20 protein-coding genes are annotated in these 19,521 nt (G+C 64.4%); 10 read left to right on the forward strand and 10 right to left on the reverse strand.

Features of this window, described 5'->3' with window-relative positions:
* Positions 1-321 precede the first annotated feature (321 nt).
* The 10 genes from Q2941_RS06305 (at position 322) to Q2941_RS06350 (ending at position 9,255) form a co-directional block, all read left to right on the forward strand.
* Positions 322-1,527 (forward strand): LLM class flavin-dependent oxidoreductase, encoded by a 1,206-nt coding sequence (locus Q2941_RS06305; protein WP_458191947.1) that lies wholly within the window; start codon positions 322-324, stop codon positions 1,525-1,527.
* 234 nt (positions 1,528-1,761) lie between these two features.
* The gene (locus Q2941_RS06310; RefSeq protein WP_458191948.1) at positions 1,762-2,931 is read left to right on the forward strand and encodes a cytochrome P450; all 1,170 of its coding nucleotides are present in this window, start codon (positions 1,762-1,764) and stop codon (positions 2,929-2,931) included.
* A gap of 9 nt (positions 2,932-2,940) precedes the next feature.
* The gene (locus Q2941_RS06315) at positions 2,941-3,435 is read left to right on the forward strand and encodes a hypothetical protein (protein ID WP_458191949.1); all 495 of its coding nucleotides are present in this window, start codon (positions 2,941-2,943) and stop codon (positions 3,433-3,435) included.
* A gap of 221 nt (positions 3,436-3,656) precedes the next feature.
* Positions 3,657-4,607, forward strand: coding sequence for a sulfonate ABC transporter substrate-binding protein (locus Q2941_RS06320; protein ID WP_458191950.1), 951 nt, complete (start codon positions 3,657-3,659; stop codon positions 4,605-4,607).
* 38 nt (positions 4,608-4,645) lie between these two features.
* A complete protein-coding gene (locus Q2941_RS06325; RefSeq protein WP_458191951.1) occupies positions 4,646-5,599 on the forward strand; it encodes a sulfonate ABC transporter substrate-binding protein in 954 nt (317 codons plus the stop codon).
* Positions 5,596-6,762, forward strand: coding sequence for an FMNH2-dependent alkanesulfonate monooxygenase (gene ssuD / locus Q2941_RS06330; protein ID WP_458191952.1), 1,167 nt, complete (start codon positions 5,596-5,598; stop codon positions 6,760-6,762). Before Q2941_RS06325 ends, ssuD begins: the two co-directional genes overlap by 4 nt.
* Positions 6,759-7,565, forward strand: a complete 807-nt coding sequence (gene ssuC / locus Q2941_RS06335) for an aliphatic sulfonate ABC transporter permease SsuC (RefSeq protein WP_458191953.1) — start codon at positions 6,759-6,761, stop codon at positions 7,563-7,565. Before ssuD ends, ssuC begins: the two co-directional genes overlap by 4 nt.
* A gap of 7 nt (positions 7,566-7,572) precedes the next feature.
* Positions 7,573-8,397, forward strand: a complete 825-nt coding sequence (locus tag Q2941_RS06340; protein ID WP_458191954.1) for an ATP-binding cassette domain-containing protein — start codon at positions 7,573-7,575, stop codon at positions 8,395-8,397.
* 32 nt (positions 8,398-8,429) lie between these two features.
* On the forward strand, positions 8,430-9,011 hold the full coding sequence (locus Q2941_RS06345) for a flavin reductase family protein (RefSeq protein ID WP_458191955.1): 582 nt from the start codon (positions 8,430-8,432) through the stop codon (positions 9,009-9,011).
* An 88-nt stretch (positions 9,012-9,099) separates the two neighbouring features.
* Positions 9,100-9,255 (forward strand): hypothetical protein, encoded by a 156-nt coding sequence (locus Q2941_RS06350; RefSeq protein ID WP_027523194.1) that lies wholly within the window; start codon positions 9,100-9,102, stop codon positions 9,253-9,255.
* 103 nt (positions 9,256-9,358) lie between these two features.
* On the opposite strand, the gene Q2941_RS06355 is transcribed toward Q2941_RS06350, so the two are convergent.
* The 10 genes from Q2941_RS06355 to Q2941_RS06400 form a co-directional block, all read right to left on the reverse strand.
* Positions 9,359-10,507: a M20 family metallopeptidase gene (locus Q2941_RS06355; RefSeq protein WP_458191956.1), complete on the reverse strand. Its 1,149-nt coding sequence runs from the start codon at positions 10,505-10,507 to the stop codon at positions 9,359-9,361.
* Between the two features lie 116 nt (positions 10,508-10,623).
* Entirely contained in the window at positions 10,624-11,712 is a 1,089-nt protein-coding gene (locus Q2941_RS06360; protein ID WP_458191957.1) for a hypothetical protein, read from the reverse strand.
* Positions 11,713-11,714: 2 nt separating this feature from the next.
* Entirely contained in the window at positions 11,715-12,407 is a 693-nt protein-coding gene (locus Q2941_RS06365) for a hypothetical protein (RefSeq protein WP_458191958.1), read from the reverse strand.
* A 369-nt stretch (positions 12,408-12,776) separates the two neighbouring features.
* The gene (flbD, locus tag Q2941_RS06370) at positions 12,777-14,162 is read right to left on the reverse strand and encodes a sigma-54-dependent transcriptional regulator FlbD (RefSeq protein WP_027523197.1); all 1,386 of its coding nucleotides are present in this window, start codon (positions 14,160-14,162) and stop codon (positions 12,777-12,779) included.
* Between the two features lie 108 nt (positions 14,163-14,270).
* Entirely contained in the window at positions 14,271-14,621 is a 351-nt protein-coding gene (fliN, locus tag Q2941_RS06375) for a flagellar motor switch protein FliN (protein ID WP_449377945.1), read from the reverse strand.
* Between the two features lie 3 nt (positions 14,622-14,624).
* Positions 14,625-15,245, reverse strand: a complete 621-nt coding sequence (locus Q2941_RS06380; RefSeq protein ID WP_458191959.1) for a FliH/SctL family protein — start codon at positions 15,243-15,245, stop codon at positions 14,625-14,627.
* A complete protein-coding gene (fliG, locus tag Q2941_RS06385) occupies positions 15,245-16,339 on the reverse strand; it encodes a flagellar motor switch protein FliG (protein WP_027523200.1) in 1,095 nt (364 codons plus the stop codon). Before fliG ends, Q2941_RS06380 begins: the two co-directional genes overlap by 1 nt.
* Positions 16,340-16,356: 17 nt before the next feature.
* Positions 16,357-17,982 (reverse strand): flagellar basal-body MS-ring/collar protein FliF, encoded by a 1,626-nt coding sequence (gene fliF / locus Q2941_RS06390; protein WP_458191960.1) that lies wholly within the window; start codon positions 17,980-17,982, stop codon positions 16,357-16,359.
* Positions 17,983-18,161: 179 nt separating this feature from the next.
* Complete coding sequence (sciP, locus tag Q2941_RS06395; RefSeq protein ID WP_002714638.1) at positions 18,162-18,437, reverse strand: CtrA inhibitor SciP; 276 nt, start codon at positions 18,435-18,437, stop codon at positions 18,162-18,164.
* Between the two features lie 373 nt (positions 18,438-18,810).
* On the reverse strand, positions 18,811-19,521 hold the full coding sequence (locus tag Q2941_RS06400) for a flagellar hook assembly protein FlgD (protein ID WP_458191961.1): 711 nt from the start codon (positions 19,519-19,521) through the stop codon (positions 18,811-18,813).

The following is a 19,521-nucleotide window of genomic DNA, read 5'->3' on the forward strand; positions in this document are numbered from 1 at the left end:
TTCGGTCTCTCTGAAATTTGGGAATTGGACGGCTTCCGGGCCGTTGCCTCGACGAACCATAGGTATCGGGCGGCAGATTGCCTTGATCTGAATCAACGGTTTGCGTCTGCGGGCACTTCGCCGCACGTCTGCGACGAGCGGGCCGGGAAGCTATCGGCTACTTTGCATGGGGTTTTTTTCGATATTTTGCGCCTTCGTGGGTCTTCTGCCTTCGCCCGCGTACGCTCAACGACGTCCCGTCCGGCGGAATTGGGCCGCCATGGACAGGGCCGCCTCGCTCAATAAAATGCCCGCAACAAAAACAATCTCGGGAGAGGCGTCATGAAGTTCGGCATCTTCTATGAGCTGCAATTGCCGCGTCCGTGGGGGGCGGGCGACGAGCTCCGGCTCTACCAGAATGCCCTGACGCAGATGGAACTCGCCGACCGGCTCGGCTACGACCACGCCTGGGTGGTCGAGCATCATTTCCTGGAGGAATATTCACACTCGCCATCGCCGGAATCCTTCCTCGCCGCCGCAAGCCAGCGCACCCAACGGATCCGGCTCGGCCACGGCATCCTCCAGCTCACCACCAACCATCCCGCGCGCGTCGCCGAGCGTGTCGCGGTGCTCGATCTGCTTTCGAACGGCCGCTGCGAGTTCGGCATGGGCGAGAGCGCCTCGATCACCGAGCTCGAGCCGTTCGGCCGCGACATGGAGACGAAGAAGGAGATCTTCGAGGAGGCGGTGCGCGCGATCTTCCCGATGTTTAGAGACGGCGGCAGCGAGCATCACGGCAAATATTTCGACATGCCCCTGCGCAATGTCGTGCCGAAGCCGGTGCAGAAGCCTCATCCGCCGCTCTGGATGGCCTGCTCGCAGCTTCCGACCATCGAGCGCGCCGGCCGCCACGGCTTTGGCGCACTCGGTTTCCAGTTCGTCAGCGCGGACGCCGCGCACGCCTGGGTGCACGCCTATTACAACGCGATGACCAAGCGGCTGCACAAATTGGCAGACTACGAGATCAACCCCAACATGGCGCTGGTGTCGTTCTTCATGTGCGCGAAGACGGATGAGGAGGCGCGCGCGCGGGCCGATGGCGCAACCTTCTTCCAGTTCGCCTTGCGCTTCTACGGCGCGTCGCAAAACCGCCAGCGGCCGGCGCCCGGCACGGTCAACATGTGGGACGAGTACAACAAATGGAAGCGAGATAATCCGGAAGCGCAGGAGGCCGCGCTGCGCGGCGGCCTGATCGGTTCGCCGGAAACCATCCGCAAAAAGCTGCGGCGTTTCCGCACCTCCCACATCGACCAGGTGATCCTGCTCAACCAGGCCGGCAAGAACAGCCACGAGCACATCTGCGAGTCGCTGGACCTCTTCGCGCGCGAGGTGATGCCGGAGTTCCAGAACGATCCGGAGCAGGAGGCCTGGAAAAAGGGCGTGATGAGCGGCGAGATCGAGCTCGAAGAGATCGACACGCAGGCCTTCACTGACCGCTACGGCAAGCTCGCCATCAACGTGCCGCCGGCGAAGGTGGTGGCGGTGTAGGGCTCAACGGTTTGCGGCGCGGGCCCCGGCTCAGCAGCGCACCGTTTCACGCTGCGCTACGTCCGGGGCACGATACTGTCTAACAACGCGCTCCCTCTCGTGTCCCGGACGCGCTGCAGCGTGCAACGCTGCTGCGCAGAGCCGGGACCCAGAGAGGCGAGGGAAGGGGCGCTTCCGGCGCGCCGCCCTTGTTGATATCCTCCCAGAGCAAACAAGAAGCCCGAGGAAACAGGCTTGAGCACCGCGCCACGCATCGACATCGACCCGGTCTCGTTCTGGCAGGATCCTTATCCGATGCTTGCGAAGATGCGGAAGGAGGCGCCGATCGCCTTCGTGCCGCAGCTCGGCTCGACGCTGCTCGCGAGCCGCGACGACATCTCGATCTCTGAGAAGCAGATCGACGTGTTCTCCTCGCACCAGCCCGAGGGGCTCATGAACAAGCTGATGGGCCACAACATGATGCGCAAGGACGGCGAGGCGCATCAGGTCGAGCGCCGCGCGCTGTTTCCCGCGGTTTCGCCCAGGACGGTGAAGGCGCGCTGGACCGCGCAGTTCCAGGCTCACGCCGATCGCATCATCAATGGCATCGAGCCGGGCGCGCGGATCGATTTCATGCGCGACTTCGGGCTGCCGTTTTCAGGCGAATGCCTGAAGTCGATCACCGGTCTCACCAACATCGGCTTTGGAGAGATGGATGCCTGGTCGCAGGCCATGATCGACGGCATCGCGAACTATGCCGGCGATCCCGCCGTTGAAGCGCGCTGTCATGCGGCCACCGCCGGCATCGACGCGGCGATTGACGACATGCTGCCTGTCATGCAGAAAAATCCAGACCAGAGCCTGCTCGGCGTGATGCTGGCATCCGGCATGCCGATGCAGAGTGTGCGCGCCAACGTCAAGCTGGCGATCTCCGGCGGCCAGAACGAGCCGCGCAAGGCCATCGCCGGTACCGTCTGGGCGCTCCTCACCCATCCGGACCAGTTCGAGCTTGTCCGGCGCGGCGACGTGTCCTGGCTCCAGGCGTTCGAGGAATATGCGCGCTGGATTTCGCCGATCGGCATGTCGCCGCGGCGAATTGCAAAGCCGTGGGCTATCCGCGACGTCTCGTTCGAGACCAATGAGCGCGTGTTCCTGATGTTCGGCTCGGCCAATCGCGACGAGAGGCATTTTGAGCGTGCCGATGAATTCGACGTGCGGCGCGACGTGTCGAAGAGCGTCGCCTTCGGTGCCGGCCCGCATTTCTGCGCCGGCGCCTGGGCCTCGCGCGCCATGATCGCCGACGTCGCTCTGCCGACGGTATTCGCGAAGGCAAAGAACTTGCAGATCGCCGATGACGAGCCGGTGCGGATCGGCGGCTGGGCGTTCCGCGGCTTGCTCAATCTGCCGGTGAGGTGGGATGCTTGAACCGCAGGGTTGCTCGGCGACACAAACGACGTGTCCTATGAGTGCTCCACCAAATTGCTGCGGCAAACGGCTCTTCTGACCGGCGCCTTGGCGCTGCTTGCATCGTCGCTCGTTGTTCCTGCGCGCGCCGCGCGTCTGCCCTCGATTTCCGGCTGCTGGACCCAGACCTCGCCTTGGCCGAGGGCGCAAACGCCGCCAGGAAAGGAGTGGGGCACGCGCACCTGGTGCTTCAAGCGGCATGGCGTAATGGAGCGTTTTCATACCGCGTGCGACCGCGGCGGCTGCGACGGTTGGCAACAGGATGGGCGCTACCACTGGCGCCGGCCGATCATATCGTTCTCCGACGTCGATACGTTCGATGACGGCAAGCGCCGGGCGTCACCATGGCGCCGTTGTCCCGCCAAATTCCTCGCGCCGAACCGCATGGTGCTCGAGAATTGCTATGGCCCCTCCACTCCCTGGTCGCGCGGGCCTTACCTGGGCAGTAAACGCAGCGCTGAGTAGATGATTGCCCATCCGGGACTGCTTTGCCCGCAGCTTCACGTTCGCGTGCGGAAAATTTCTCTCTGCATTCGCTTTGGCAATTGAAAGATTAATCACGCGCATTGCCGCAAGCGCAGTGCGCGCGTCGCTATTTTTCCGGGCGTCTCGACAGCTTCCGTAAGGCGCACCATCATTCCCGCATCGCAATGAAATGCACGGCCGCGCGCGGTCGGGAGTTGGGAATGCAGCGTCGGGACTTCCTGAAATTCTCTCTTGGAACGGCAGCGCTGGCTGCGTTGTCCTCGCGTGCAAGCGCGCAAGGCACCGTGAAGGAAATTCGTGTCGGCTACCAGAAGAACGGCGTGCTCGTCATCACGCGCCAGCAGGCCGCGCTGGAAAAACATTTCGCGTCCCAGGGCATCGAGGTGAAATGGGTCGAGTTCTCGTCCGGCCCGCCGATGATGGAGGCGATGAATGTCGGCAGCGTCGACTACGGCGCGGTCGGCGATTCCCCGCCGGTGTTTGCCCAGGCCGCGGGCGCCGCGATCGTTTATGCGGCAGGCCAGCCCATCACCAACGGGCAGGGCATTTTGGTGCCCAAGGATTCACCAATCCAATCGATCGCGGAGCTGAAGGGCAAGCGCATTGGCTTCACCAAGGGTTCCAGCGCGCACAACATCGTGGTGCAGACGCTGGAGAAGGCTGGCCTCACCTATGCCGACATCACGCCGCTCTATCTGACGCCGCCGGACGCCGGCCCTTCCTTTGCCAATGGCAGCATCGATGCATGGGCGATCTGGGATCCGTATTTTGCGATTGGCGAGACCAAGCAGAACGGCCGCATCCTGATCAATGCGTGCGAGGTCACCAAGAGCAACTCCTTCTTTATCGCCAACCGCGATTTCGCGAAGAACCATGGCCCGATCCTCCAGCAGATCGTCGACGTGACGACAGCGACGGCGCGCTGGGCCGAGCAGCACCGCGATGAGGTCGCCAAATCGCTGGCCGCGGTGACGGGCATTCCCCTCGACATCCAGACCATTGCGGCCAATCGCTCGGCCTTCGTCGTCGGTCCCGTCACCGAGGACATCATTGCGACCCAGCAGGGCGTCGCCGACCGCTTTCACAAGCTCGGCCTGATCCCGAAGCCCATCGTTATCAGGGATATCGTCTGGCGCAGCGCGGCGACCTGATCGTGCCGACCAGCCTTCCCACTTCAAAAGGTTTGAACATGAGGCGTATCATTCAGCGCGTGATCGCGGCCATCGTCCTGTCGCTTGGCATCGTGGCGGCCGCGGTTGGCACATCCTACGGCCAGGACAAGGTCGTTCGCATTGGCTACCAGAAATACGGCAAGCTGGTGCTGCTCAAGAGCAAGGGCACGCTGGAGCCGAAGCTTGCGGCGGAAGGCTACAAGGTGGTGTGGACGGAATTCCCCTCCGGTCCGCCGCTGCTCGAAGCGCTCAATGTGGGCGCGATCGATTTCGGCAACACTGGCGAGGCCCCACCGATCTTCGCGCAGGCTGCCGGCGCGCCGATCCAGTATGTTGCCTATGAGCCGCCGGCGCCGAAGGGCGAGGCGATCCTGGTGCCGAAGGATAGCCTGCTGAAGTCGGTCGCCGATCTCAGGGGCAAGAAGGTCGCACTGAACAAGGGCTCCAACGTCCACTATCTCCTGGTCAAGGCGCTGGAGAAGGCCGGCGTGAAATACTCCGAGATCGAGCCGGTGTTCCTGGCGCCGGCGGATGCCCGCGCCGCCTTCGAGCGCGGCTCGGTGGATGCCTGGGTAATCTGGGATCCGTTCCAGTCGGCCGCGGAGGCCGCGACCGGTGCGAGGACGCTGGCGGATGGCGCCGGTATCGTCGCGAACTACCAGTTCTATTTCTCCTCGAAGAAGTTCATCGAGGCCAATCCAAAGATCGTCGACGCCGTGTTGGCCGAGCTGAGCGCCGTCGATGACTGGGCCAAGGGCGACATCCATGCGGTGGCCGAGCAACTGGCGCCGTCGATCGGATTGTCGGTCCCCGTGGTCGAGGTGGCGCTGAAGCGGCAGTCCTACGGCATCAAGCCGATCACCGAATCTGTGATCGCCGATCAGCAGCAGGTTGCGGACGCGTTTTTCGCGCTCAACCTGATTCCCAAAGCAATCAAGATTTCCGACGTAGCGCGGAGGCCAGGAACATGAGCAAGCAAGGTAACGCCAACATACTATGGTTCCTGCCGACCCACGGCGACGGCCGCTATCTCGGCACCGGCATCGGCGGCCGCGAGGTGAATTTCAACTACCTGCGCCAGATCGCGCAGGCGGCTGACCAGCTCGGCTACTACGGCGTGCTACTACCGACGGGACGGAGCTGCGAGGATTCCTGGATCGTGGCTTCCGCGGTTGCGCCCTTCACCGAGCGGCTGCGCTATCTCGTGGCTGTCAGGCCCGGCCTGCAATCGCCAAGCGTCGCCGCGCGCATGACGGCCACGCTCGACCGCGTCACCAACGGCCGGTTGCTGGTGAACGTCGTCACCGGGGGCGACCCCGTCGAGAACAAGGGTGACGGCATATTCCTCGCCCATGATGAGCGCTACGAGGTCACCCGCGAGTTTTTGAACGTCTATAGCGAGCTGCTTGCCGGCAAGACCGTGAATGTCGAGGGCAAGCACATCCGCATCGAGGATGGCAAGCTGCTGTTCCATCCAGTGCAGTCGCCGCGTCCGCCGCTTTATTTCGGCGGTTCGTCGGATGCCGGCATCGACGTCGCCGTCGAAGCAGTCGACAAGTATCTCACCTGGGGCGAGGCACCGGCGCAGGTCGCCGAGAAGATCGCCAAGGTGAAGGAGGTTGCGGCGCTACGCGGGCGAAAACTGTCCTTCGGTATCCGTCTGCACGTCATCGTCCGCGAGACCAATGAAGAGGCCTGGCAGGCTGCCAACGAGCTGATCAAGCATGTCAGCGACGAGACCATTGCGCTGGCGCAGAAGAACTTTGCGCGCATGGATTCGGTTGGCCAGCAGCGCATGGCACGGCTGCATGGCGGAAGGCGCGACAAGCTCGAGATCAGCCCGAACCTCTGGGCCGGCGTCGGCCTCGTGCGCGGCGGCGCGGGAACGGCGCTGGTCGGTGACGCCCAGACTGTGGCGGCCCGCATCAAGGAATACCAGGATCTCGGCATCGATACCTTCATCCTCTCGGGCTATCCGCATCTCGAGGAAGCCTATCGCTTCGCCGAGCTGGTGTTCCCGCTGCTCTCGCTCGAGCTGCCGAGCAACGTGACGAAGCTTCACTTCAATGGCGGGCCGTTCGGCGAGACCGTCGGCAGCGATTTCCGTCCGCAGAAGCAGGTCTCGCAGTCATGAGCCTTATCGACAGCATTCCCCTTCGGCGCAGTTTCCGCCTGCCGCGCGCCGACGGCCTGATCCAGTGGATCGTGCCGCTCGCCATCATCGTGATCTGGCAGATCGCCAGCGTTGCCGGCCTCGTCCCGACGCGCGTCTTGCCGGCACCGAGCGACGTCGCGCTCGCGGGCTGGAAGCTGCTGCTCTCCGGTGAGCTCGTCCGCAACATCTGGGTCAGCTTCTGGCGCGCCTCGATCGGCTTCCTCATCGGCGGCAGCATCGGCTTCGCCTTTGGTCTGGCCAACGGCCTCTCGCAGCTCTCCGCAAAGCTGACCGATACGACGCTTCAGATGGTGCGCAACGTGCCGCACCTGGCTCTGATCCCGCTTGTCATCCTCTGGTTCGGCATCGACGAGAGCGCAAAGCTGTTCTTGGTGGCGCTCGGCGTGTTCTTCCCGATCTATCTCAACACGCTGCACGGCATTCGCACAGTGGACCCGCAGCTCATCGAGATGGGCCGCATCTACGGCATGAGCGACGGCGAATTGTTCCGCCGGGTGATCTTTCCCGGCGCGCTGCCATCGATCTTCGTCGGCATCCGCTTCGCGCTGGGCATCATGTGGCTGACGCTGATCGTCGCCGAGACCATCGCGGCGTCCTCCGGCCTCGGCTACATGGCGATGCAGGCGCGCGAGTTCATGCTGATCGACGTCGTCGTGCTGTCGATCCTGATCTACGCCCTGCTCGGCAAGCTCGCCGACACCGCCTCGCGCCTGCTCGAGCGCCTGACGCTTGCCTGGCACCCCGCCTTCCAGAAACGTTGAGACAAAAATGCAGACAGCTCTCCTCCTTCCAGAAACCGAACGCAACCAGCGGGCTCGCATCACGCCGCAGGCCCGGCGCCGGCGCGAGGACCGGCCGGCACTTGGCTTGCCGCTCACGATCCGCAACTTGCGCAAGTCCTTCGGCGACAACGAGGTGCTGCGCGGCATCGACCTGCACATCCCCGCCGGCCAGTTCGTGGCGATCGTCGGTAAAAGTGGTTGTGGCAAGAGCACGCTGCTGCGGCTGATCGCCGGCCTCGACAAAATCGATGCCGGGGCCATCAGCTTTGGTGAGGCGGCGCGGCCCGAGGATATCAGGGTGATGTTCCAGGAGCCGCGGCTGTTGCCATGGGCGCGGGTGCTCTCGAATGTCGAGGTCGGTTTGGGGCGCGATCGCGCCTCACAGGATGCGCATCCGCGCGCCGAGCACGCGCTGACCGAGGTCGGGCTCGCCGACAAGCGCGACCAATGGCCCTCGGTGTTGTCGGGCGGCCAGAAGCAGCGCGTGGCACTGGCGCGCGCGCTCGTCAGCCAGCCCCGCGTGCTGGCCTTCGACGAGCCGCTGGGCGCGCTCGATGCCTTGACCCGCATCTCGATGCAGCGGCTGCTGGAGCGCGTCTGGCGCGACCAGGGGTTTACGGCGATCCTGGTGACGCACGACGTCGCGGAAGCCGTTGCGCTGGCCGATCGCGTGCTCGTGATCGAGGAAGGCCGCATCGCGCATGACGCCACGGTCAATGCCCCGCGGCCGCGCGAGCGCGGCTCGGTGGAGCTTGCGGGCCTCGAAGGCTCCATCCTGCGCCATCTTCTCTCGGCGGACGATCGTACCTAGATAATAGAGGCCCTGATTTCAGGGAGCATGCCATGAACGTGATTGCCCGCCATATCATGACCGACACCACGATCTCCTCCGCCGATTTCCGCGGCGCCATGCGCCATCTCACCGGCGGTGTCAGCGTCATCACGGCCGGGCGCGGCAGGGACATCACCGGCATGACGGTGACTTCGGTGACGTCGCTGTCGGTCGATCCGCCGACACTGCTCGTCAGCATCAACCGCGACGCCTCGTCTTTCCCGCTGATCAAGCGCCATGGTGCCTTCGGCGTGAACATCCTCAACGCCGACCAGCTCGACATCGCCGAGCGCTTCGCCGGCAAGGGCGGGCTGAAGGGCGCCGACCGTTTCGCCGGCAGTGACTGGGTGACTGCCGTCTCCGGCGTCCCGCTGCTTGCCGGCGCGCTGGCCGCGCTCGATTGCGAGGTCGAGGAGATCGTCGAGCGCCACTCGCATGGCATCGTCATTGGACGCGCGCGTGACATCCGGAGCTCGACCCGCAGCGCGGCGCTTGCCTATTGGCACGGACAGTACGTCGCGGTCGATCAGGATGAGGATGCGGCGAGGCTCGCCGAGGTCAGTGTTCCCGCGCGGGGCCGGCGCGTCATTTGACCGCCGGGTGGCCTTCCGGGCTGGCCTTTTCGTTTCCCTCGATCTAGAAGCCCTGCCAGAGCCTCCCGGAGGAGGCGATGGAGCCGGCATGAAACGCGTTGCGACCTGGGCCTTCTACGCCGTCGGCGCGCTCGCGATTGCCTATCTCGCGCTCTACGCCTATGCGATGTTCACCGGCCGGCACATCGTGCCCGGCGACCCCATCCACATCTTCCGCAATCCCGACGCGCCGAGCTATTCTTGAGCAGGCGTAGGGTGGGTTAGCGAAGCGTAACCCACCACTTGCTTTCCGCGCGAAGAGAGAAGTGGTGGGTTACGCCTTCGGCTAACCCACCCTACGAGAGCGTTCAGCTCCGCAAGATCGCCAGCGCCAGCGCCTGCGCGCGGGGGACGATGCTGTCGAGCTCGAGATATTCCTCCGGCGTGTGCGCAAGCCCGCCGACCGGGCCGACGCCGCAGATCGTCGGCGTGCCGACGGCGGCGGTGAAGCCTGAATCGGCGCAGCCGCCGGAGAACTCGCCGGTGAGCGTGGTCAGCCCGACGTCGCGTGCAGCGCCCTGGTAACCCCAAAACAGCGACTTCGACGCCTCGCTCTGAACCGCCGGCACGAACTCGCCCTTGATCGTCAGCGTGGCGCTCGTGCCCGGCACGTAAGAGGTGGCGACGATCTTCTCGATCGCGGCCATCACCGCCTCGCGATCCGCAGGCTCGACGTAACGCAGATCGATCTGGCCCTCGGCATAGGGCGCCGTCGTATTCACGGACTGTCCGCCCGCGATCAGCCCGACGTTCAGGGTGATCCCCTTGGACAGATCGGTCAGCGCGTGGATGTGGACGATCTTGTGCGCGAGCTCGCCGATCGCGCTCACGCCGGCCGCAAAATTCGCGCCGGAATGCGCGGCCTTGCCGGTGACGGCAAGGTGCATGAAGATGCCGCCCTTGCGGCTCGTGACCACGTTCCCGGTCGGCCGCCCCGGCTCGGAATTGTAGACGGCGCGCGCGGAACGTCCCTCGCGCTCGATCACCGGGCGCGAGGAGGGCGAGGCGATCTCCTCATCCGAGGTGATCAGGACCTTGATAGGGTGAGGGCTGCCGCCGAATTTGTGGAAGGCCGTGGCCACGAACACGTTCATCACGAGCCCGGCCTTCATGTCCGCGACCCCCGGGCCATAGGCGCGGCCGTCCAGAATCGTGAAGGGGCGTCGTTCGGCCTCGCCTTTGCCGAACACCGTGTCGCGATGTCCCATCAGCAGGATCGGCTTTTCGTTGCTGCCGGGCTTGGCCACGGTTGCATGAAGCGCGTCGCCATAGGTGCCGTTCGGCTCGCGCCAGCTCGAAATGCCGTGCTCGGCAAAATGCCGCTCGAAGCGCGCGCCGACCGCGTCCACGCCTTCCTTGTCGTAGGATCCGGAATCGATGTTCACGACGTCGCGCAGCAGATCGATCATCGCCTGCTTCTGCGACGCCAGCCAATCGGTGATTTGAGTCTCGCCCATGTTCGCCCCGCAAGTTTGTCTTGCGGCGCTTATACGGCGTATCGCATCCGCGACCTAGTCCCCGAACGGAGCCCGGCCTTGCAAGTCGGCCATGCCCCGCAAGCCAGAGCGCGAAGCTATTCCATCGACGGAGGAACAATCCTTTCCATGCGTGCCGAAGGTCGACTGGGGTTGGGCGCGGTCCAGCGAAATGCGTGAAACGCTGCATCATCGGCCACGCTTCTTCCCACAATGGTCGTACCGTCAGCGCTTATTCCGGTGGCGTAGGATTCCGCTCCTCGGGGGGTGTCGAGGTCGAGCATGCCGGTTTCGGCGGTCCAGCGAAAGGCATGCGCTTTCCCATCGGCGATCTCGGCATATCCCACCACCACCGAGCCATCCGCGCTCACCGCAAGCGCATTGGATTCCCTCCCGCCGAGCGTGCCCAGATCGACCATGCCTGTGCTGCGTGTCCAGCGAAAGGCGTGATAGCCGTCCCAGGGCGAGGTCATACTATTTCCAACGACCACCGATCCGTCTGCGCTTGTGTCGTGGGCGCTGGAAGTGGGGCCTCCGAGCGTTCCCAGATCGATCATGCCGGTATCGCTGGTCCAGCGAAAGGCGTGTTCATCCTGCTCGGGAGTGTGGCTCGACCCCACTACCACCGCGCCGTCGGCGCTTACACCGCGCGCGCTGGATTTGTGTCCTCCGAGCGTGCCGAGATCGACCATGCCGGTGCTGCTGGTCCAGCGGAATGCGTGGGAGATGTGGGACCTATCGTCGGAGGTATCGGGGATCTGGGCGGACCCGACCACGACCGAACCGTCCGCGCTGACACCAGTGGCGCTGGACGAAGGTCCTCCCAGGGTGCCGAGATCGGTCGTGCCGCCGCCACTGGCCCAGCGAAGGGCGTGAGAGGCTTTACGATCCGCCGCAACTTTCCCACTGCCAACGATCACCGAGCCGTCGCCATTCACGGCATTGGCTGACGTCAGCTCGTCGAAGCCGGTCAAGCCGGTAGCGCTGGTCCAGCGGAACGGGCGATGGCGAACGGTCCCCAACACGACCGAGCCGTCAGCGCTCACCGCATCGGCACTTGATTTCGTCGGACAAGGCTGGGCTTGCGTGCACGCGACATCAGCGCTGATATAGATGGCAGAGCCGATCGCAGCGACGACGGCTCCCCCCGCCGTCGCGATCAGCCATTTCCGAGATTTGACGATCACGTCTATTCGGCAAACGGTATCGTCTCGCTGCGCATGCGCGTTCCGGGCGGGTAGCCCTCATGGTCCTCGGTTGCCCAATAGGGCCCCAAGGCATAGCCCATATAGTCCCAGAACCGGTCCCACATCGGCGAGCGCACGCCGGCGCGATAGCCGTCCTGCTCGCTGAGGGCCTTGTCGCGCCAGCGCTGCGCGATCTCTCGTTTCACCAGCGCGAAAAACATCGTGTCGCCGTCGGTCGCATCGATGGAAAGCAGGACCCGGCCGCGGGAGCCGATATGTTGCTCGAGCTCCTCGGTCGCTTGAGCATAGAGAGACCACACGGTCCTGCGATACGCGGAAGTCGTGTCCTCGTCAGAAAGGTCCGGGATCTCATCCTGCGTGATGAACGGCCCGAAGACGGCTTTGACTGCGGGCGGAAGAGCCGTGGGATCGATGACCCCGTCGTCGCGCCAGCGGCCGAATATCTCGATGAGGTATTTGTCCTCGGCCGAACATATTTTGTCCTGGTTGCGGAGCAGGACGACCGTTGCCAGAAAGCTTCGTGTGGTCGGCTCGTAGTCATCCCCTCCATAAAAGCCGACCGTTTCCTGGTCTTCCGGCGGATTGGCGATCCAGGCCTCCACTTGAGCCGTGATCGCAGCATCATCTCCCGAGAAATCCCGGGCGAAGGAGAGAATGGGATTTTCGTGATTCACAGAACCTCGCATTGTAGTCGGCGTAGTTGATCTCAGCGGTCCAACGCTGTCGCTTGTCGCACTTGCTTAGTCGCTGCTTCGACATCCGGGGTTCGGCCGGGCAACCGTGAGGATCACGGATCAGCATTCTCCCGAACGGTGCGCGAGCGCTGACCGTGCGGCGCACGTCGGTTCGAGACTGCCCGACGCGTCAAATCTTGCGGAGGCACGAGGCGTTCGCTGCCGGCCATCGGCTACTTTGCATGGGGTTGTTTTCGATATTTTGCGTGGGGGCCTATGGCGAATGTGTTCGCCCGCAAAGAAAACGCCCGGGGGCAAGCCCCGGGCACTCCTGACCTCAGCACTTGTGACCTCAGCACTTGTGCGGGGCTAAGCCCCCATCGCCGGCATGCGGGGATATTCGCCGGGCGTGCCGGCGGGCGGGATCGGGATGCCGCCGTCGGCATATTCGTTGAGCTTGTTGCGCAGCGTGCGGATCGAGATGCCGAGGATGTTGGCGGCGTGGGTCCGGTTGCCGAGGCAATGCTTCAGCGTCTCGAGGATCAAATCGCGCTCGACGTCGGCGACGGTGCGCCCCACCAGCGCCCGCGTCACCTGCTCCGCTGCCATCGTGGCGTGCGCTACCGCCGGCGCGGTCCTTGCGACGTCGAGGCGGTCGCCGTCCGGCGTGATGATGGCGTCAGCGCCGATCTCGTCGCCCTGCGCCATCAGCACCGCGCGGTGCATGGTGTTCTCGAGCTCGCGGACGTTGCCCTGCCAGCGGTTGGTCGAGAGCACTCGGCGCGCTTCCGCGGAAATGGGGCGCAGCGGGACGCCGTTGGCATCGGCATATTTCTTGACGAAATGCTGGGCGAGTTCGAGGATGTCGGCGGGACGCTCGCGCAGCGGCGGGATCTTCAGGTTCACGACGTTGAGGCGGAACAAGAGATCCTCGCGGAACGTGCCTTCGCGCACGGCTTCCGCCAGGTTGCGGTTCGAGGTCGCGATGATGCGGATGTCGACGGGGACGGGCTTGGTGCCGCCGACGCGGTCGATCACGCGCTCCTGGATCGCGCGGAGCAGTTTTGACTGCAGGCGGACGTCCATCTCGGAGATTTCGTCGAGCAGCAGCGTGCCGCCGGTCGCCTCCTCGAACTTGCCGATACGGCGGGCGACCGCGCCGGTGAACGCGCCCTTCTCGTGGCCGAACAGCTCGGATTCCAGGAGATGCTCGGGGATCGCAGCGCAATTGATGGAGATGAAGGGGCGTTTGGCGCGGGCCGAGCGTGTATGGACGTAGCGTGCCAGCACCTCCTTGCCGGTACCGGATTCGCCGGTGACCATCACCGAGGCGTCCGAGCCGGCGATCTGCTGGGCAAGCTTGACCACGCGCGCCATGGCGTCGTCGCGATAGATGAGCTCGCGGGAATCGTTGGCGACCGCGGCGAGCACCGCGGCGATCAGCTCCGGCTCCGGCGGCAGCGGGATGTATTCCTTGGCGCCGGCGTGGATCGCGGCGACCGCGGCGCGGGCGTCGTTGGTGATGCCGCAGGCGACGATCGGAGCGTGGATGTGCTCGGCTTCCAGCCGCATCACGAGATCGCGGATGTCGAGGGCGACGTCGACCAGCAGCAGGTCGGCGCCCTTGCCGCCGCGCAGCACGCGCATTGCCTGCTCGTGGTCCTCGGCGTGGGTCACGGTGGCGCCGTTCTCCATCGCGATCTTGGTGGCGGTGGTGAGCTGGCCCTTCAGTGTGCCAACGATGAGAAGCCGCATGTCAGTCTCCTGTCCGTCTGTTCGCGCTGCTGCGCGTCATTCCTTGCGCTAAAGCATGATCCGGAAAAGTGTGTAGCGGTTTTCCGAAGAGATCATGCTCAAAACAAATCAACTGCGTTCGGTCCTGATGATTTCGGTCATGGTCACGCCGAGCTTGTCCTCGACCAGCACCACCTCGCCGCGAGCGACGAGGCGGTTGTTGACGTAGATGTCGATGGCCTCGCCGACGCGCCGGTCGAGCTCGAGCACGGTGCCGGGGCCGAGCTTCAACAGCTCACCGACGTCCATCTTGGAGCGGCCGAGCACGGCGGAGACTTGCACCGGAACGTCGAACACGGCCTCGAGGTCTGCGGCGACACGGGCCGCGTATTCGTCCTCGTTGTAGCCGACATCGGTGCCGGTCGGCGGCATCGGGCCGTTGAGATCGGGAAGCGGGACCTGCCCGTCTGTGTCGCTCATGGCTTAGTTCCCCTTGCGGGACGCGAGATAGCGTCCGACGAGTTCGTCGATCTTGCCGAGAATGGCGCCGCGCTCGAGCACGACGCCGCCATCGGCCCATTCGATCCGGCAGTCGCCGGTTGCAATCTCCGGCTCGGCCAGGATCACCAGCCGGCCCTCGAACCCGCTCTGCTTGGCGAGCCGCTCGATCCGCTCGCGCGCGCTCTCATAGAGCGCATCGTTGATGCGGACGACCAGGTGCGGCGTCGCGACCAGGTGCGAGAAGCACTCCTTGACCAGCGCGACGATCTCGCCGAGCGGCTCGGCGGCGATCAGGTCGGCGCACAGCTTGCGCGCCACCGCGACCGCGACGTCGACCGCCTCGGTCTCCATCCTGGCCTCGATATTGCCGATGCCCGACGCGATGCCCCTGACCGAGATGTTGATCTCCTCCATGGCGAGCGCGACGCGGCGGTCGCTCTCGGCCTTGGCCTCGCGCTGTCCGGCGTCGAAGCCGGCCTGGTAGGCGCGCGCCTCGGCGGCCGCGATCTTCTGCGCGACCTCGGCTGCACTCGCAGCCTTCTCGCGCGTCCGGTCGGGTGCGGAGAAGTCGTTGTCGAACAGGAATTTCGCGGGTGCCGCCATCAGTACACCAATTCGTCGTCAGCGCGGTTCTTGGTCAGCATGATCTCGCCCTTGGCGGCGAGGTCCTTGGCGAGGTTGACCAGCAGCGCCTGCGCCTCGTCGACATCGCGCAACCGGACCGGTCCCATCGCCGCCATATCGTCCTGCAGCATCTTGGCGGCGCGCGAAGACATGTTGCCGAAGAAGAAGTTGCGGACGTCCTCGTTCGCGCTCTTCAGCGCGACGGCGAGCTTGTCCTTGTCGACGTTGCGCATCAACGTCTGCGCGGAGCCGGAGTCCAGCTTGACGAGGTCGTCGAAGGTGAACATCAGGGCCTTGATGCGCTCGGCCGATTCCCGGTTCTCCTCTTCCAGCGAGGTGATGAAGCGGGTTTCGGTCTGGCGGTCGAAATTGTTGAAGATTTCCGCCATCACCTCGTGGGCATCGCGGCGGCGGGTCTGCGACAGGTTCGACATGAATTCGACGCGAAGCGTCTTCTCCACGCTCTCGATGACCTCCTTCTGCACCGCCTCCATCTTCAGCATGCGGTTGACGACGTCGAGCGCCAGCTCCTCGGGCAGGATGCCGAGGACGCGCGCGGCGTGCTCCGGCTTGAGCTTGGACAGCACCACCGCGATGGTCTGCGGGTACTCGTTCTTCAGGTAGTTGGCGAGCACCTCTTCCTGCACGTTGGAGAGCTTCTCCCACATGTTGCGCCCCGCGGGGCCGCGGATCTCGTCCATGATGCCGTTGACGCGCTCGGGCGCCAGGTATTGCTGCAACAGTCGCTCGGTGGCGTCGAAATTACCCATCAGCGCGCCGGAAGCCGACATGCGCGAGACGAATTCGAGCAGCATGTCCTCGACCGTGTCGACCTCGACCGTGCCGAGGGTGGACATCTCCAGCGAGAGCTGGCGCACCTCCTCGTCGTCGAGCATCGACCAGATCTTGCCACCATATTGCTCGCCGAGCGCCAGCATCAGGATTGCGGCGCGCTTCGGTCCTGCCAGCGGCTCGGACTTGCCGTCCTTGGCCCGGTTGCCGGCGCGCTGCCCGAGGGTCGAGATCACACTGGTGATGTCGTGCGAGTTGGCGTTTTGCAAGGAGGCGGCCATGTCAGTTCACTTCTCGATCATTTCGCGGGTTCGCTCAGCCATTGGCGGATGATGGCGACGGTTTCATTGGGGTTGCGCTCGGCGAGCTCACCGACGCGATGAACGGACTGGGCGTGGACCTGACCCTGGACGGTGGCGACGTCGATCGCGCTCGCCGTGGCGTTGCCGCTCGTGACCAGCGCGTGGCCGCCGCCCGAGGCGGAAGCGGATTCGTCGGTCAGCGCGGGCGCGCTCAGCGCGCTGGTCAAGGCCGCGACCTCGTCGGAGGCAAGGATTCGCTTCACCAGCGGCCGGATCACTATGAACATCACGACGAGGCCGAGCAGCATCATCACGCCGAGCTCGACGAAGTACATCACGTCGTCCTTGGTGAACTGGAGCATGCCGAGGAAGCCCGATGGTTCGGCGATCGGGGCGGTCGACGGCGCGTCGGCAAAGCGCAGGTTGACGACCTCGACCTGGTCGCCGCGCTTCTGGTCGAAGCCGATCGCCGAACGCACCAGCGTGGCGATGCGGTCGAGCTGCTCCTTGGTGCGGTCCTGATAGACCAGATCGCCCTTGTCGTTCTTGGAGTAGATGCCGTCGACCAGGACCGCGACCGAGATGCGGTTGACGCGCCCGGCCTCGGTCACCTCGGTCTTGGTGGTGCGGGAGATCTCGTAATTGTTGGTTTCTTCGGTCTTCTTGCTCTGGTCGCGGGCCGCGACCGCGGTGCCGCCCGATGAATTACCCGGTAGCTCGTTGTTGACGGTGACCTGGCCGTTGTTGTCGGCGGTAAGGCTGCTCTCTTCCCGGGTCTGGCTCGAGCGCAGCACGCGGCCTTCGGGATCGAATTTGTCGGAGGTCTGGGTGATCTTGTTGAAGTCGAAATCGGCGGAGAGCTGCACCCGGGCGCGGCCCGAGCCGACCACCGAGGAGACGATGTCCTCGACCTGCTTGCGCATCCGCTTCTCGAACGCGGTGCGGCGCTCGTCGCCGACGGCCTGCTCGGGATCGCTCGCCGCGCCATCGGCGAGCAACTGACCGGATTCGTCGACGATCGAGACGCGCTGCGGCTTCAACCCGTTGACGGCGGAGGCGACGAGATGGCGGATGGCGCGGATCTGCTGCGCCTCCAGCGAGCCGCGGACCCGCACCACGATCGAGGCCGACGGCTCGGGCGCCTCGCGCGAGAACAGCGGGCGTTCCGGCAGGACGAGGTGGACGCGGGCGGCCTGGATGCGGTCGATCGCGCGGATGGTGCGGGCGAGCTCGCCCTCCAGCGCGCGCAGATGATTGATGTTCTGGACGAAGCTGGTGGTGCCGAGCGCGTCCGACTTGTCGAACACCTCGTAGCCGATGCCGCCACCCTTGGGCATGCCGCCTTCGGCAAGCTTCATGCGCAGTCGCGTGACCTTGTCCTTGGGCACCATGATGATGCTGCCTTCATTGCGCAGCTCGAACTGGATGCCCTGACGTTCCAGGTCTTTGATAATGCTGGAGGAATCTTCGACGCTGAGGTCGGTGAACAGCGTCGTCATCTGCGGCGTGGTCACGCGCATGATGACAAAGGCAAAGAAGCCGATGAGTGCGGCGGTGACCGCGATCATCGCCCCGAACCGGGCGGCGCCGATACCTTTCAGGAAGTCCAACAGACCTTGCAAGCAATCGCCCCGCCAGATTCGGCCTGCAACCGGCAAGCCGACTGGGCAATTATTGCCTAGGTGATGGTTTCGATATGGTTAACGAAGATTAAGAGGTGGGACAAAAGTCGCGACATGAAAAAAATCGGCCTCGCAGAGCGAGGCCGATTTGCGTCAAACTTGGCGAATTTCCAGATCGCTTACTGGCGATACTGCTGGATGCGCGTGGTGCGCAGTCCGGCCAGACCATGCTGGTCAATGGAAAACTGCCAGGAGAGGAATTCGTCGACCGTCAGGGTGTAACGGCTGCAGGCTTCCTCGAGGGAGAGGAGGCCTCCTCGGACCGCGGCAACGACTTCAGCCTTGCGTCGGATGACCCAGCGTTTGGTCCCCGGTGCAGGCAGATCCGCGATCGTCAAAGGGCTGCCGTCCGGCCCGATGACGTATTTCACCCTCGGGCGATGGGGTTCTGTCATGGCGTACTCACAAACTCTCAACCACTGAACTCACGCCATAACCCTACGCCGGTCGGCTTAAAAATTGGCTAAGCCTAAGGCTTCAATACAATTCTCGTTGAAAATGGCTGGAACACGAGCGGCCCGGCGGGCGAGACGGGGGTCTCCAACCGGCCAAGCGGGGTAGAAGGTAAATACTTTACTAACTGGCGAGGCCTGCACGCGATGTCGCAAAGCCCCTCGACGTCGTCCTGGCGAAAGCCAGGACCCATTACCCCAGGGAGTAGTTCCTGCGAAGACTCGGGGTTACGCCTTCGCGTCAAAACGACTTTCGGTGGCTATGGGTCCTGGCTTCGCCAGGACGACACTGAATTTGCTCCGGCAGCGCGCCGCTTTAATTGCTGCTGCTGACGATGCTCTTGACCTGGCTGACCGTGTAGGTGCTCCCGTCGATCGTCAGCAGGGGCGGCGACTGCGTCAGGTCGACTGAAGACACCGTGCCCTGAACCTGCGCGGCGACACCGACCGAATTCCCCGAGGCGTCCTTGCCGGTTGCGCTGATCGTGTATTTGCCGTCGGGCCACTGCGTGCCGTCATTGCCCTGGCCGTTCCAGGTGAACGGAATGTCGGAGGCGGCGCCGGCGGTGTACTTGCCGGTGAACACGGTCTGGCCGCTGGAGTTGGCGATCGAGATGTCGACTGTTGCGTTGGAGGGGACATTGAGGTGCCAGGTCGCCGACGAACTGGTCATCGTCGCGGTCGTGCCGTCGACCACCGCGGTCTTGCCGACGAAATTCAGCGCCTGGGTCGCCTGCGCGGTCTGCTGCATCGTCACCAGCGTGGAGAGCTCGGTGTTGGTCTTGAGCTGTTGCTCGACGCCGGCAAACTGCACGAGCTGCTGGGTGAACTGGTTGGTGTCGAGCGGATCGAGCGGGTTCTGGTTCTGGAGCTGCGTCGTGAGCAGCGTCAGGAAGGTCTGGAAATTACCCGCCAGCGTCGAGCCGGTGGTCGAGCTCAGGCTGGAGCTCGACGAGGACGACGAGGATGACGTCTGGGTCGTGCCCGAAACGACTGAAGGGGCAGTGGCGGCATTCGTGGTGGTCAT

The sequence above is a fragment of the Bradyrhizobium sp. UFLA05-153 genome (genome assembly GCF_054185185.1).